This window comes from Pseudomonas sp. NPDC089392 (genome assembly GCF_044749595.1).
Taxonomy (GTDB): Bacteria; Pseudomonadota; Gammaproteobacteria; order Pseudomonadales; family Pseudomonadaceae; genus Aquipseudomonas.
This window is the reverse complement of sequence record NZ_JBIVIF010000036.1, coordinates 1-13610: the sequence shown is the minus strand read 5'-3', so window position 1 is coordinate 13610 and position 13610 is coordinate 1. Positions and strand designations below refer to the sequence as shown.

At 62.1% G+C, this 13610-nt stretch carries 15 protein-coding genes; 11 read left to right on the top strand and 4 right to left on the bottom strand.

From position 1 onward, the window contains the following. The first annotated feature begins 67 nt into the window (after window positions 1-67). Window positions 68-2542, top strand: a complete 2475-nt coding sequence (locus tag ACIP1G_RS24300) for a ligase-associated DNA damage response DEXH box helicase (RefSeq protein ID WP_400741451.1) — start codon at window positions 68-70, stop codon at window positions 2540-2542. A gap of 79 nt (window positions 2543-2621) precedes the next feature. After that, a complete protein-coding gene (gene pdeM, locus ACIP1G_RS24295) occupies window positions 2622-3272 on the top strand; it encodes a ligase-associated DNA damage response endonuclease PdeM (RefSeq protein WP_400741448.1) in 651 nt (216 codons plus the stop codon). A 6-nt stretch (window positions 3273-3278) separates the two neighbouring features. On the opposite strand, the gene ACIP1G_RS24290 is transcribed toward pdeM, so the two are convergent. Then, a complete protein-coding gene (locus tag ACIP1G_RS24290; protein ID WP_016498226.1) occupies window positions 3279-3506 on the bottom strand; it encodes a hypothetical protein in 228 nt (75 codons plus the stop codon). Window positions 3507-3599: 93 nt separating this feature from the next. After that, complete coding sequence (gene dcd / locus ACIP1G_RS24285; RefSeq protein WP_003258001.1) at window positions 3600-4166, bottom strand: dCTP deaminase; 567 nt, start codon at window positions 4164-4166, stop codon at window positions 3600-3602. 328 nt (window positions 4167-4494) lie between these two features. On the opposite strand from dcd, the gene ACIP1G_RS24280 reads away from it, so the two are divergent. After that, complete coding sequence (locus ACIP1G_RS24280; RefSeq protein ID WP_003254922.1) at window positions 4495-4704, top strand: cold-shock protein; 210 nt, start codon at window positions 4495-4497, stop codon at window positions 4702-4704. A gap of 167 nt (window positions 4705-4871) precedes the next feature. Here ACIP1G_RS24280 and apbC read toward each other — a convergent pair whose 3' ends face one another. Next, window positions 4872-5966: an iron-sulfur cluster carrier protein ApbC gene (apbC, locus tag ACIP1G_RS24275; RefSeq protein ID WP_400741445.1), complete on the bottom strand. Its 1095-nt coding sequence runs from the start codon at window positions 5964-5966 to the stop codon at window positions 4872-4874. Window positions 5967-6124: 158 nt separating this feature from the next. On the opposite strand from apbC, the gene metG reads away from it, so the two are divergent. From metG to ACIP1G_RS24240, 7 genes are all read left to right on the top strand, one after another. Further along, entirely contained in the window at window positions 6125-8164 is a 2040-nt protein-coding gene (gene metG, locus ACIP1G_RS24270) for a methionine--tRNA ligase (RefSeq protein ID WP_400741443.1), read from the top strand. A 133-nt stretch (window positions 8165-8297) separates the two neighbouring features. Next, window positions 8298-8846: an Rnf-Nqr domain containing protein gene (locus ACIP1G_RS24265; protein ID WP_400741440.1), complete on the top strand. Its 549-nt coding sequence runs from the start codon at window positions 8298-8300 to the stop codon at window positions 8844-8846. Next, window positions 8843-9817 (top strand): RnfABCDGE type electron transport complex subunit D, encoded by a 975-nt coding sequence (locus tag ACIP1G_RS24260; protein ID WP_400741438.1) that lies wholly within the window; start codon window positions 8843-8845, stop codon window positions 9815-9817. Before ACIP1G_RS24265 ends, ACIP1G_RS24260 begins: the two co-directional genes overlap by 4 nt. Continuing rightward, entirely contained in the window at window positions 9814-10416 is a 603-nt protein-coding gene (locus ACIP1G_RS24255; RefSeq protein ID WP_400741435.1) for an RnfABCDGE type electron transport complex subunit G, read from the top strand. The genes ACIP1G_RS24260 and ACIP1G_RS24255 overlap by 4 nt, the downstream gene beginning before the upstream one ends. Beyond that, window positions 10409-10933 (top strand): Rnf-Nqr domain containing protein, encoded by a 525-nt coding sequence (locus ACIP1G_RS24250; protein ID WP_400741432.1) that lies wholly within the window; start codon window positions 10409-10411, stop codon window positions 10931-10933. The genes ACIP1G_RS24255 and ACIP1G_RS24250 overlap by 8 nt, the downstream gene beginning before the upstream one ends. Before the next feature lie 4 nt (window positions 10934-10937). Beyond that, entirely contained in the window at window positions 10938-11576 is a 639-nt protein-coding gene (nth, locus tag ACIP1G_RS24245; RefSeq protein WP_400741430.1) for an endonuclease III, read from the top strand. A 104-nt stretch (window positions 11577-11680) separates the two neighbouring features. Further along, complete coding sequence (locus tag ACIP1G_RS24240) at window positions 11681-11857, top strand: PA3496 family putative envelope integrity protein (RefSeq protein WP_400741427.1); 177 nt, start codon at window positions 11681-11683, stop codon at window positions 11855-11857. A 55-nt stretch (window positions 11858-11912) separates the two neighbouring features. Here ACIP1G_RS24240 and ACIP1G_RS24235 read toward each other — a convergent pair whose 3' ends face one another. Further along, window positions 11913-12536: a response regulator gene (locus tag ACIP1G_RS24235; protein ID WP_400741425.1), complete on the bottom strand. Its 624-nt coding sequence runs from the start codon at window positions 12534-12536 to the stop codon at window positions 11913-11915. A 367-nt stretch (window positions 12537-12903) separates the two neighbouring features. On the opposite strand from ACIP1G_RS24235, the gene ACIP1G_RS24230 reads away from it, so the two are divergent. After that, window positions 12904-13386: a hypothetical protein gene (locus tag ACIP1G_RS24230; protein WP_400741422.1), complete on the top strand. Its 483-nt coding sequence runs from the start codon at window positions 12904-12906 to the stop codon at window positions 13384-13386. Window positions 13387-13610: the final 224 nt, after the last annotated feature.

Here is a 13610-nt window from a genome sequence, read left to right as displayed (position 1 = left end):
TCCAGTAAAACCATTGCTTGTGGCCGGCGGTCTGTAGAAGCACAGCCTTCGTAGGACCTCCTGCCTGATGCCTACCGCTACCGACCTTGCCAATGCCTGGTTCGCCCACCGTGGCTGGAAGCCGTTCGCGTTTCAGCGACGGGTATGGGCGGCTGTAGAGCGCGGTGAATCCGGCCTGCTACACGCCAGTACCGGCGCCGGCAAGACGTACGCGGTATGGCTGGCCGCGCTACGCGCCTTCAAGGCCCAAGCCCAAGCCCAAGCCCAAGCCCAAGCCCAAGCTCGCCAGCCTGCACCCTTGCAGGTGCTGTGGGTGACGCCCATGCGTGCCCTGGCAGCCGACACTGCACGCGCCTTGCAAGCACCTGTGGATGAACTGGGCCTGCCCTGGAGCGTGGGTGTACGCAGCGGCGACACCGGCAGCGCCGAGCGCGCCCGGCAAGCCCGGCGCCTGCCCAGCGTACTTGTCACCACCCCCGAGAGCCTGACCCTGCTGTTGACCCGCGCACAGGCACACGAGGATTTCGCCACGCTGCGCATGGTGGTAGTGGACGAATGGCACGAGCTGCTGGGCAACAAGCGTGGCGTACAACTGCAACTGGCCTTGGCTCGCCTGCGTCACTGGCAACCTGGCCTGCCAACCTGGGGCTTGTCGGCAACACTGGGCAACCTGCGCCACGCGCTGGAGGTGTTGCTGCCGCAAGGCGGCCTGCTGGTGCAGGGCCGGCAAGACAAGGCGCTGCAGGTTGATACCCTGCTGCCGGCTGCGATCGAGCGTTTCCCCTGGGCCGGGCATATGGGCCTGAAGATGCTCGGCCAGGTCAGCCACGAGATCGATGCCAGCACCAGTTGCCTGGTGTTTACCAACACCCGCGCCCAGGCCGAACTCTGGTATCAGGCCCTGCTCGAAGCCCGCCCCGACTGGGCCGGCGTGCTTGCCCTGCACCACGCCTCGCTGGCCCGCGATACCCGGGACTGGGTCGAGCGCAGCCTCAAGCAGGGTAGCCTGAAGGCGGTAATCTGTACCTCCAGCCTGGACCTGGGCGTGGACTTCCTGCCCGTGGAGCGGGTGCTGCAGATCGGCTCAGCCAAGGGCATTGCGCGCCTGATGCAGCGGGCCGGCCGCTCCGGCCATGCACCAGGGCGGCACTCGCGGGTTACCCTGGTGCCCACTCACAGCCTGGAACTGGTAGAAGCGGCGGCGGCCCGCCAGGCACTGGCAGCCGGGCATATCGAGGCCCGTTTCTCGCCGCGGCTGTGCATGGACGTGCTGGTGCAGCACTTGGTCAGCATGGCCTTGGGCGGTGGCTTTCGCCCCGAGCAGTTGCTGGCCGAAGTGCGCAGCACCTGGGCTTTCGCCGAGTTGCGCGACAGCCAATGGCAGTGGGCGCTGGACTTCGTCTGCCACGGCGGCAGCTCGCTCAGCGCCTACCCGGACTACCAGCGCGTCGAGCGCCACGCCGACGGGGTGTACCGGGTGGCCAGTGAACGCCTGGCACGGCGCCATCGCATGGGTATCGGCACCATCGTCAGTGATGCCAACCTGCAGCTGAAATTCTGGAGCAAGGGCGGTGGGGGCAAGACGCTGGGCAGTGTCGAAGAAGCATTCATCGCCCGCCTGCGGCCCGGCGATACGCTGGTGTTCGCCGGGCGAATACTGGAGTTGGTACGAGTGGAAAACATGACCGCCTATGTGCGTCGCAGCACGGCGCGCAAGGCGGCTGTGGCACGCTGGAATGGCGGGCGCATGCCGCTGTCCAGCGAGCTGGCGGATGCGCTGGTCGAACAGCTCGATGCCGCAGCCAATGATCGTTTTGCTGGCCCGGAGATGCGGGCCGTGCGCCCGTTGCTGGTACTACAGGCACAATGGTCGGCCTTGCCCACCACGCGCACGCTGCTGGCCGAAACCTTCAAATCCCGCCAGGGCTGGCACTTGTTCCTGTATCCCTTTGCCGGGCGCATGGCCAACCTCGGCCTGGCCAACCTGATCGCCTGGCGGGTCAGCCGCGAGCAGCCGCTGTCGGTGTCGATTGCCGTCAACGACTATGGGTTCGAGCTGCTCAGTCCTGGCAACGTCGACTGGGCGACCCACTTGCCGCAGGCGCTCAGTACCGAACATCTGCTGGAGGATGTGCTTGCCAGCCTGAACGCAGGGGAAATGGCACTGCGGCGCTTTCGTGAGATTGCCCAGATTGCCGGGCTGGTGTTTGGCGGGTATCCGGCGGCGCAGAAGAGTACGCGACAGATCCAGGCGTCCAGCGGGCTGTTCTATGAGGTTTTTCGCAAGCATGACGCGGAGAATTTGCTGCTTGGCCAGGCACGGGATGAAGTGTTGAGAGAAGAACTGGAAATCGAGCGGCTGCATCGGCAACTGCTGAAAATGAACGGGTTGCAGCTGGACCTGCGCGCGTTGAAGCGGCCGGGGCCGTTGGCGTTTGCCTTGCTGGTGGAGGGGATGCGCGAGACGTTGAGCACCGAGAAACTGGCGGACCGGATTGCGCGGATGGTGGCGGAACTGGAGCATGCGGCGGGCGGGGGGTGACTGCGATGTGTTGGTGCTTTTTGGGGCTGCTTTGCAGCCCTTTCGCGACGCGGCCCCCGGTCAAAACGGGCAAGACTGCATGAATCACCAGCCCATTGAGCACTGCGGCCAGACGCTGTGGCTGCTCCCTGACAAAGCCATCTACTGGCCCGCGCGCCGCGCCTTGCTGGTGGCCGACGTGCACATTGGCAAGGCCGCCAGCTACCGCGCCCTGCATCAACCCGTGCCGCGCGGTACGACCGAGGCAACGCTCGCCCGCCTGGATGCCCTGCTAGAGGAACATAAGTGCGAGCAACTGATAGTACTGGGCGATTTCCTGCATGCGCGCACAGCCCGGGCCCCAGCAACGCTGGCCCGGCTGCATGCCTGGCGAGCGCGGCATAATGACCTGAAAATCGTCCTGATACGCGGCAATCATGATCGCAACGCCGGCGACCCACCCGTTTCGCTCGGAATTGAGGTCAAGGACGAACCTTGGGTTTTAGCCCCATTTGCACTACAGCATGAACCTGAAGCCAACCCGACACACCCGGTACTGGCAGGCCATGTACACCCGGTCTTCGTCCTTCGCGGCAAAGCCCGTCAGCGCCTGCGCCTGCCTTGCTTCCTGATCGATGAGCAGGTCAGCCTGCTGCCGGCTTTCGGTGAATTCACCGGCGGTTGGGAAATCACCCCCACCAGCGCCAGCCGGGTTTACCTGGCCGGGGCTGGTCGCATCTGGGCGCTATAGCAGCGCTCAGGCTACAGGCGCGGGAGGCGGCTCATCTGGCAGGGTCGGCTCGCCCGGCTCCATGGGTTGAGTTTCACCAGGTTCCGGCGGTTGCGGGGTATCGGGGTCAGGCTGGTGGGGCACGCCCCCCGCCTGCATCGGCAGCGGGTGTGCCAGCAGTGACCAGGGCAACAACCCGATGTGGTTGGGCTGCAGACCTGCCAGCTTGGCACTGATTGCGGGATGGAGTTTCATTGGCGGCTCCTGACAAGGCCGATGCGCATCATGCGCACCGGCGTTCATCCGTTGGAGTGCCAAAGCCGCGGGTAATTCCCCGCGTTTGTCGGCTCAGGTACGAGGCAGGGTGACGCCGCGCTGGCCCTGGTATTTGCCGCCACGGTCCTTGTACGACACTTCGCATTCTTCGTCGGACTGCAGGAACAACATCTGTGCCACGCCTTCATTGGCGTAGATCTTCGCCGGCAGCGTGGTGGTGTTGGAGAACTCCAGCGTCACGTGGCCTTCCCATTCGGGTTCGAGCGGGGTGACATTGACGATGATGCCGCAACGGGCGTAGGTGCTCTTGCCTAGGCAGATGGTCAGCACGTCACGCGGGATGCGGAAGTACTCGACGGTGCGCGCCAGGGCGAACGAGTTCGGCGGGATGATGCACACGTCGCTCTTGATGTCGACGAAGCTGCCGGCATCGAAGTTCTTCGGATCGACGGTGGCCGAGTTGATGTTGGTGAACACCTTGAATTCGTCGGCGCAGCGCACGTCGTAGCCGTAGCTGGAGACGCCGAAGGAGATAACCCGGCTGTCCTGCTCGCCGCGCACCTGGCGTTCGACGAACGGTTCGATCATGCCGTGTTCCTGCGCCATGCGGCGAATCCACTTGTCCGATTTGATGCTCATGGCGGGGTGTCCTGAAGAGTTGCGAGGGGAAAATCCAGACGCGCATATTACCGGTCCCGGCGCCCGGGTTAAAGTTCCACTGCCTCATCCCGCGCCGGACGGGGGCTGCAGCCGCCGTCGATCCGAATTTGCTTAAAGCGTTCACAGACCATTGGCAGCTCGTGGAAAGTGGGGTAAGGTGGCGCCACTGTGCTGCACGTGACACCGAGAATCTCTAGTTTGATGCACGATCCTGATCGGCCCATCGCTGAATTTTCTGCTCTCTTTGCGCTCAGTCCCGGCCAGGGTTTTTCCTGACCGTTATCAAATTGTCCAAGGAGACAGAAAAATGTCCAACCGTCAATCCGGTGTTGTTAAGTGGTTCAACGATGAGAAAGGCTACGGCTTCATCACCCCTCAGTCGGGCGACGACCTGTTCGTGCACTTCAAAGCCATCCAAGCTGACGGCTTCAAAACCCTGAAAGAAGGCCAGGCTGTTACTTTCGTCGCTACCCGCGGCCAGAAAGGCATGCAGGCTGAAGAAGTTCAGATCGCCTAAGTCGATCTAGCTTTTTAGCTTTCAAAAAAACCCGCCTTCTGGCGGGTTTTTTTATGCCTGGCTGAAAGACCGAGTCACCTGCTTCGCGGGCTTGCCCGCTCCCACAGGGACCGCGCGGCACTTGCAGGCTGCGCTTTACCTGTGGGAGCAGGCGACACGGTCTCAGATCAGTCTTCGCTGATGGTAATGCTCGGCATCGCCGGCGCCGCCGCTTCCTGCAACACAATGCGCGCACCCACCTGACGTGCCAGCTCCTGATAAACCATGGCAATCTGGCTTTCCGGCTCGGCAATCGCCGTCGGTTTGCCGCTGTCAGCCTGTTCGCGGATCAGCATCGACAGCGGCAGCGAGGCCAGCAGGTCGACGCCATACTGGCTGGCCAGCTTCTCACCGCCACCTTCGCCGAACAGGTGCTCGGCATGGCCGCAATTCGAGCAGATGTGCACGGCCATGTTCTCGACCACGCCCAGCACCGGAATGTTGACCTTGCGGAACATCTCCACGCCTTTCTTGGCATCCAGCAGCGCCAGGTCCTGCGGCGTGGTGACGATCACCGAACCCGCCACCGGCACTTTCTGTGCCAGGGTCAGCTGGATGTCGCCGGTGCCCGGCGGCATGTCGATGACCAGGTAATCCAGGTCATCCCAGGCAGTCTGGGTCACCAGTTGCAGCAATGCACCGGAAACCATCGGGCCACGCCAGACCATCGGCGTGTTGTCATCGGTAAGGAACGCCATGGACATGACTTCCACACCATGGGCCTTGATCGGCACAAACCACTTCTGCTCGCGAATCTGCGGGCGGGTGCCTTCGGCGATACCAAACATCACGCCCTGGCTAGGGCCATAGATGTCGGCATCGAGAATACCTACCCGCGCACCTTCGCGGGCCAGGGCCAAGGCCAGGTTGGCCGCCGTGGTCGACTTGCCCACACCGCCCTTGCCGGACGCCACGGCAATGATGTTCTTGACGCTGGCCATGGCCGGCACCTGGGCCTGGGCCTTGTGCGCGGCCACCACGCAGTCTATCGACACCTCGGCGCTGCTGACGCCCTCGAGGTTACCGATAGCGGTTTGCAGCACCTGGGCCCAGCCATTCTTGAACAGCCCTGCGGCATACCCCAGTTGCAATTGCACGCTGACCTGCCCGCCCTTGATATCGACGGCGCGCACGCAGCCGGCGCTGACCGGGTCCTGGTTCAGGTAGGGGTCGGTGTACTGGCGAAGCACGCCTTCGACGGCGGCACGGGTGACGGCACTCATGGAGACTCCCATTGGCAAACTGAATGTAAAACAGGCGCCTATCCTAACCCGTCAATCGTCAGCAGATGCGCGTGCGGGGTGAAATATCTTCGCCAGCCCTTTATAGTGGCCGATCAACCTCATTTTTACCCCGTCGCCAGATAAGTAGCCGAGCCACCATGTCCGAGCCACGCCAGATTCTCGTCACCAGCGCCCTGCCCTATGCCAATGGATCGATCCACCTTGGCCATATGCTGGAGTACATCCAGACGGACATGTGGGTGCGCTTCCAGAAACTGCGCGGCAACCAGTGCATCTATGTCTGCGCAGACGACGCTCACGGCTCGGCCATCATGCTGCGCGCCGAAAAAGAAGGCATCACCCCGGAGCAACTGATCGCCAACGTCCAAGCCGAGCACAGCAGCGACTTCGCCGACTTCCTGGTGGACTTCGACAACTTCCACTCTACCCACAGCGAAGAAAACCGCGAACTGTCGAGCCTGATCTACTCGCGCCTGCGTGAAGCCGGGCACATTGCCACCCGTTCGGTGACCCAGTACTTCGACCCGGAAAAGGGCATGTTCCTGGCCGACCGTTTCATCAAGGGCACCTGCCCCAAGTGTGCGGCCGAAGACCAGTACGGCGACAACTGCGAAAAATGCGGCGCCACCTACGCACCTACCGAACTGAAGAACCCCAAGTCGGCGATTTCCGGTGCCACCCCGGTACTGCGTGACTCCCAGCACTTCTTCTTCAAGCTGCCAGACTTCCAGGCCATGCTGCAGCAGTGGACCCGCAGCGGCACCTTGCAGGACGCCGTCGCCAACAAGCTGGCCGAATGGCTGGATTCCGGCTTGCAGGAGTGGGACATCTCCCGCGATGCACCGTACTTTGGCTTTGAAATCCCGGGCGAGCCAGGCAAGTACTTCTACGTATGGCTGGACGCGCCAATCGGCTACATGGCCAGCTTCAAGAACCTCTGCGCGCGCCGCCCAGAGCTGGACTTCGATGCCTTCTGGAACGAAGGCTCCAACGCCGAGCTGTACCACTTCATCGGCAAGGACATCGTCAACTTCCACGCCCTGTTCTGGCCTGCCATGCTTGAAGGCGCTGGCTTCCGCAAGCCGACTGCAGTCAACGTGCACGGTTACCTGACCGTCAACGGCGCCAAGATGTCCAAGTCACGCGGCACCTTCATCAAGGCCCGCACCTACCTCGATCACCTGCAGCCGGAATACCTGCGTTATTACTACGCGGCCAAACTGGGCCGCGGCGTCGATGACCTGGACCTGAACCTGGAAGACTTCGTGCAGAAGGTCAACTCCGACCTGGTCGGCAAGGTAGTCAACATCGCCAGCCGCTGCGCCGGCTTCATCCACAAGGGCAACGAAGGTGTGATGGTGGCCGGCGATGCCGCACCAGAGCTGACCGAAGCCTTCCTGGCCGCCGCCCCGTCCATTGCCGAAGCCTATGAAGGCCGCGACTTTGGCCGTGCCATGCGCGAAATCATGGCCCTGGCCGACCGCGCCAACGCCTGGATCGCCGACAAGGCACCGTGGTCGCTGGCCAAGCAGGAAGGTAAACAGGATGAAGTACAAGCCATCTGCGCCCAGGGCATCAACCTGTTCCGCCAGCTGGTAATCTTCCTCAAGCCGGTGCTGCCGCTGCTGGCTGCCGATGCCGAGGCCTTCCTCAACGTTGCCCCGCTGACCTGGAACGACCACCTGTCGCGCCTGGAAAACCACCAGCTGAACCCGTTCAAGGCCCTGATGAGCCGCATCGAGCCGGCCAAGGTAGAAGCCATGGTCGCCGCCAGCAAGGAAGACTTGCTGGCCGCCGAAGCCAAGGCCCCGGCCGGCAACGGCGAGCTGACCAAGGACCCCCTGTCGGCAGAAATCGAGTTCGACACCTTCGCTGCCGTCGACCTGCGCGTGGCGCTGATCGTCAAGGCCGAAGCCGTACCGGGCGCCGACAAGCTGCTGCAACTGACCCTGGACATCGGTGACGAGCGCCGCAACGTGTTCTCCGGCATCAAGTCGGCTTACCCAGACCCGTCCCAGCTGGAAGGCCGCCTGACCATGATGGTGGCCAACCTCAAGCCACGGAAAATGCGCTTTGGCGTGTCCGAAGGCATGGTCATGGCCGCCGGCCCTGGCGGTGAAGAGATTTACCTGCTGAGCCCGGACAGCGGCGCCAAGCCAGGTCAGCGCATCAAGTAACAGCCTTGAAGGCCACGGTGGGAGCGGGCATGTCGAGGCGTCGAACCGCCGCGACATGCCCGCTCCCACATTTGCTCGGCAGCGTGATGCCAAACACCGGACAATCGCCCCGATTCCCGGCTATCGTCATCTAATGAATGACTACATCCTGGTCCTGATCAGCGCCGCGCTGGTCAATCATCTGTGCCTACACCAACAGTCACTGCCCAGGCTGCACCTGCATGTGCACGGCCTGGCCTGCGCACTGTGCATCGCCCTGGGTGTGATCGGCGCTCAGCTGCTGGCTCAAGGGGTGCTTGCCCCGTTGCACATCCAGGACCTTGCCCTGTTCCTGTTGCTACCCTGGCTGGCACTGCTCGCCTGGGGCATACCATGGCTCCTGGCCAAATGGCGCCCGACCTGGCCCGTAGCGCAGTTGCCAGCACTGCTGTCGAGCAACGCCGTAGCGCTGGGGCTGGCCCTGCAACAGGCCAGCGATGACAGCGCCTGGTCATCCTCGCTGCTGCAAGCCCTGCTGGCTGGAGCCGGTTTCTGGCTGGCGCTGGCCTTGTTCGCCGACTTGCGACAGCGCATTGCTGACGCCGACGTCCCCGGCGTGCTGCGCGGCCTGCCCATCGAGTTGATCGGTGCCGGAATCATGGCCATGGCGTTTTCCGGTTTCAACGGGTTATTCAGCCAATGAAAAGCAAACCTGACCCGCGGTTACGCACCAGCATGGGCCTGGTTTTGCTGGCCTGCGCGCCTGGCCTGCTGACGCTGCTATGGCTGCACGGCTGGGGGTTGCTGTTGAACCTGTTGCTTTGCGCCAGTGCCGCGCTGGCTTGCGAAGCACTGCTGCTGGCGTTACGCGCACAACCGCTGGGCGCGGCGTTAAATGATGGCAGCGCGCTGGTGACTGCCGTGCTGCTCACCGCTGCCCTGCCCCCACTTGCCCCCTGGTGGTTGCCTGTAGTCGCCGCAAGCGTTGCCATTGGCATCGGCAAGCAGGCCTTTGGCGGTGTCGGGCGCAACCTGTTTAACCCGGCCATGGTTGGGTATGCCTTCGTATTGCTGAGTTTCCCGCTGCAGATGAACCACTGGCCAGGGCCAGCACCTGGCCTGCTCGACAGCCTGCAACAGGTGTTCGCCGGCGGTGATCAGATCGATGCCTGGGCGCGGCCAACACTACTCGACGGCCTGCGCCACAACCGCAGCCTGACCATCGATGAGCTGTTCGCCAGCCACCCAGGCTTCGGCAGCGTCGGCGGGCGCGGCAGCGAATGGGCCAACCTGGCATTCCTGCTGGGCGGATTGTTCCTGCTACAGCGCAAGGTGATTAGCTGGCATACGCCGGTTGGGCTACTGGCAGGGCTGTTGTTGTTCAGCCTGCTAGCCTGGAACGGCTCGGGCTCGGACTCCAACGGCTCGCCCTTGTTGCACCTGTTCTCCGGCTCGACCATGCTGGCGGCGTTCTTCATCGCCACCGAGCCAGTGTCTGGCCCCCGGCACGAGTGGGCGAGACTGTGGTTCGGCCTGGGGGCGGGGCTGCTGATCTACCTGATTCGCACTTGGGGTAGCTACCCGGATGGCACGGCGTTCGCCATCCTGCTGATGAACCTCGTGGCGCCGAGCCTTGAGCGCCTGGCCTTGCAACACCAGCAGGCCACTCGATGAACCGCCTGGTGCGTGATACGTGCCTGCTGATGCTGACTGCGGCACTCGCCTTGTCCGCCACCCTGGCATGGCGACATTGGACCAGCACGGCGATTGCCGACGCCGAGAAACAACTGCAAAGCCGCCAGCGGTTGGCGGTGCTGCCCGAAGGCAGTTACGACAACCAGCCACTCGACACCCCGCTATCAAGACCCGCGCCACAGCGGCCAAGCAGCCGTATCCTGGCGGCTTACCGGGCCACGCTGGCAGGCAAACCTACCGCGATCATCCTCGTCACCCAGACCCAGGGCTACGCCGGGCCGATCGTGCTGAGCATCGCCATCGCCGCTGATGGCCACCTGATTGGTAGCCAGGTGGTCGAGCAACAGGAAAGCCCCGGGCTTGGCGCACGCCTGGCTGACCCACGCGTGAACTGGTTGGGGCAATTTGCCAACCGGCTTTTGGGCGATCACTGGGCCCTGAAGCGCGACCAGGGTGACTTTGACCAATTGGCCGGCGCCACCGTGACCTCGCGGGCAGTGATCGCAGCATTGCAGGAGGCCCTGAGCTATTTCGACGAGCAGCGCAGCGCACTGCTGGAGGGCGCCACACATGAATAGGTTCTACCTGCTGGCTGTAGCGCTTGTACCCCTGCTGGGCGCCACCCACACACTCCGCGAAGGCACGGCTATCGGCCTGTGTGCGGTAGTGATGAGCCTCCTGCACCAACTGCTGATGGCGCCCCTGCGCCAGCACCTGAGCAGCTGGGCGTATGTGCTGGCCAGCCTGCTACTGCTGGCCGCACTGGCCAGCTGCCTGCAACTGGCGCTGCGGGCTTGGCTGCTGCCATTGGCCATTGCCCTCGGCCATTATCCCGCACTGCTGTGCCTGCAATGCCTGGCCACCGACCACCTGCTGCCTAACCAAGGTCGCTGGCGCCTGCTCGCCAGGCACCTTGCCGCGGTGCTTGCCACTTGCCTGCTGCTCGGCGCCAGCCGCCAATGGCTGGCCGACCTGGCCGATGTACACCTGGCCAACCTGGCCCCCGGCGCCCTGCTACTGCTCGGACTGCTGTTGGCCTTGTACAATCGCCTGCGTCCGGGCCCTGCCCACCCTCGTCGTCAAGGAAAGCTCTGATTTCATGAATGCCGCCAAACGCCTGGAGATCTTTCGCAGGCTGCACGAAGACAACCCCGACCCGAAGACCGAACTGGCCTACACCACCCCATTTGAACTGCTGGTCGCCGTGACACTGTCTGCGCAATCCACCGACGTCGGCGTCAACAAGGCCACCGCTCGCCTGTTTCCCGTCGCCAACACTCCCGAGGCCATCTACGCCTTGGGCGTTGACGGCCTGAGCGAATACATCAAGACCATCGGGCTGTACAACAGCAAAGCCAAGAACGTCATTGAAGCCTGCCGCCTGCTGATCGAGCACCACGACAGCCAGGTGCCGCAAACCCGCGAAGCCCTGGAGGCGCTGCCTGGCGTGGGCCGCAAGACCGCCAACGTGGTGCTCAACACGGCATTCCGCCAGCCGACCATGGCAGTGGATACCCATATCTTCCGGGTCAGCAACCGCACCGGCATTGCGCCAGGCAAGACGGTACTGGAAGTGGAGAAAAAGCTGATCAAGTTCGTGCCCAAGGATTACCTGCTCGACGCCCACCACTGGCTGATCCTGCACGGGCGCTATGTGTGCCAGGCACGCAAGCCAAGGTGCGGTAGCTGCCGGATCGAAGATTTGTGCGAGTACAAGCACAAGACCTCCGACGATTGAGTCGATAGCTGGAAACCACGCTTTGCGATTGAAAAAATCTTTTTTACCAGCGTCTGCTTTCTGGTTATAAGGACGGCCAATGGCCCCTTGGCTTGGAGCGACTCATGAGCACCGATAAAGACGACCTGTCGATCGAAGATGATTTTGTTGCCACAGAAGATGACGCGGAGCCCCAGGTGGAAACCGCAAAGACCAACCTGAGCAAACGCCGCACCATCGACAACATGCTGGAAGAACGGCGCCTGCAGAAGCAGTTGGCCGATTTCGACTACGACCTGTAGCTTTGGCCTGCAACCCTGGCAAAGCCTCCTGGGTGGAGGCTTTACAGCCTGGCGGTCAGCTCAACCCTTGCCGTTGCGCCAACTCGATCAGGTCGACCAGCGACCGTGCATTGAGCTTGAGCAACAGGCGGGACTTGTAGGTACTGACCGTCTTGTTGCTGAGGAACATGCTGTCGGCAATCTCCTTGTTCGAGCGCCCGCGTGCCAGCTGTTGCAACACTGTCATCTCGCGTGCGGAGAGGCGGTTGACCATATCCGTCTCACTACCCCCGCCCCGGCCTCGTGACGTATGCAGGGCCTGATTGGGAAAATAGCTGTAGCCCGACAACACGGCTTTGATGGCGCTCAGAAGCTCAGTGAGCTCCTGCTGCTTGCACACGTATCCCGCCGCCCCCGCCTGCATACAGCGCATCGAGAAGTTGCCGGGGGCCTGCGACGTCAGCACCAGCACCTTGCTGCTTGGGCTGAAAGTCGCCATGCGGGCGATCACCTCCAGGCCATCCAGTTTCGGGATGCCGATATCCAGCACCACGATGTCTGGCAGGTATTGCCGAGTCAGCTGCAGTGCAGCCACCCCATTGTCGGTCTCCGCTACGACGTCATACCCATGCCGCTCCATCAGCATGCGTACGGCCAAGCGTATGACCGGATGATCATCCACGACAAGCACTTTATTCATGCGATATCCATTCATTGTTGTTGCTTTGGCACGCCAAGATAACCGACGGGGTGCATGATGGCGCGGCGATTTGGCGACGAAACTCAAGAGCAGAAGAAACCTACAGCACTTACAGAAATTTCCTACACATAACAGCTCTAGTTGTAACAACCAAATTCCTTATTAGCGAAACTAACGGTATCAGCTACTCGCAAAAGCTTAACAGCTGAAAACTGACCTTCACCTGGAGACAAAGCCGATTCAAATACGCTGAAAAGACAGGGCAGCAACAAATTACGCTGACTTTTCCTCACCGGGGAAACGGTCCAGTCTTTAGTTGAATGCAGCCGTAAGGTAAAGATGGGCAAAACCGCTGGAGACGGCCCCTATGCCTAAAGCACAACCTGTCGCCCCGCTGACGATCATTGCCATCTTCGCGGGAATAATCGAAGCCTCTGCCCTTGCGACACTGCCGTTTCTCAGCGAGTCCAGCCAGAAGCTCTATACCTGGTTTCTGGTGGGTTTTCCGTTCTTTTTGACGGCGCTATTCTTCCTGACGCTCAACTTCAATTACAAGTCGTTCTACAGCCCGCTGCCAAACCATTCTGCATACGATGATGCGGAAATACCGACGACATCAGCTTCGCCCGAAAGCGCCAGCGAAGCCAGACTGGCGAAGCATGACGAGCCCATCACATTCATGTTCTCCGGGCCCGACGCCTATCGCATGATGGAACATCACCTGCAGTTTGCCCTTAGTCAACCGCCGCTACCGCCTCGCACATGGCGCCTTTGCAATGTGGACAAAGGTTTGTGCGCGCAGCTGACAATCAGTGCACTTGAGGATGACATAGGCAAGCACGGAGGCTGAATGCCCGAAGGGTTTTCATAGGTATAATAGGGTTTTCACGGAAAACAGGGGAAGAGCGGCTGCGATTTGCCCGTCGGGAGGTGGGGTGAGGGCTTCCAGGTGCATGTCTTGGGATTTTGGTTGATGCATAGATCGAGCGCCGCCCGCGCGGCGCTTCGCGGCTAAAGCCGCTCCTACGTTTGTTTCTGGCCAATTATGCCTGTGGCATTTGCGCGCGAACGCCT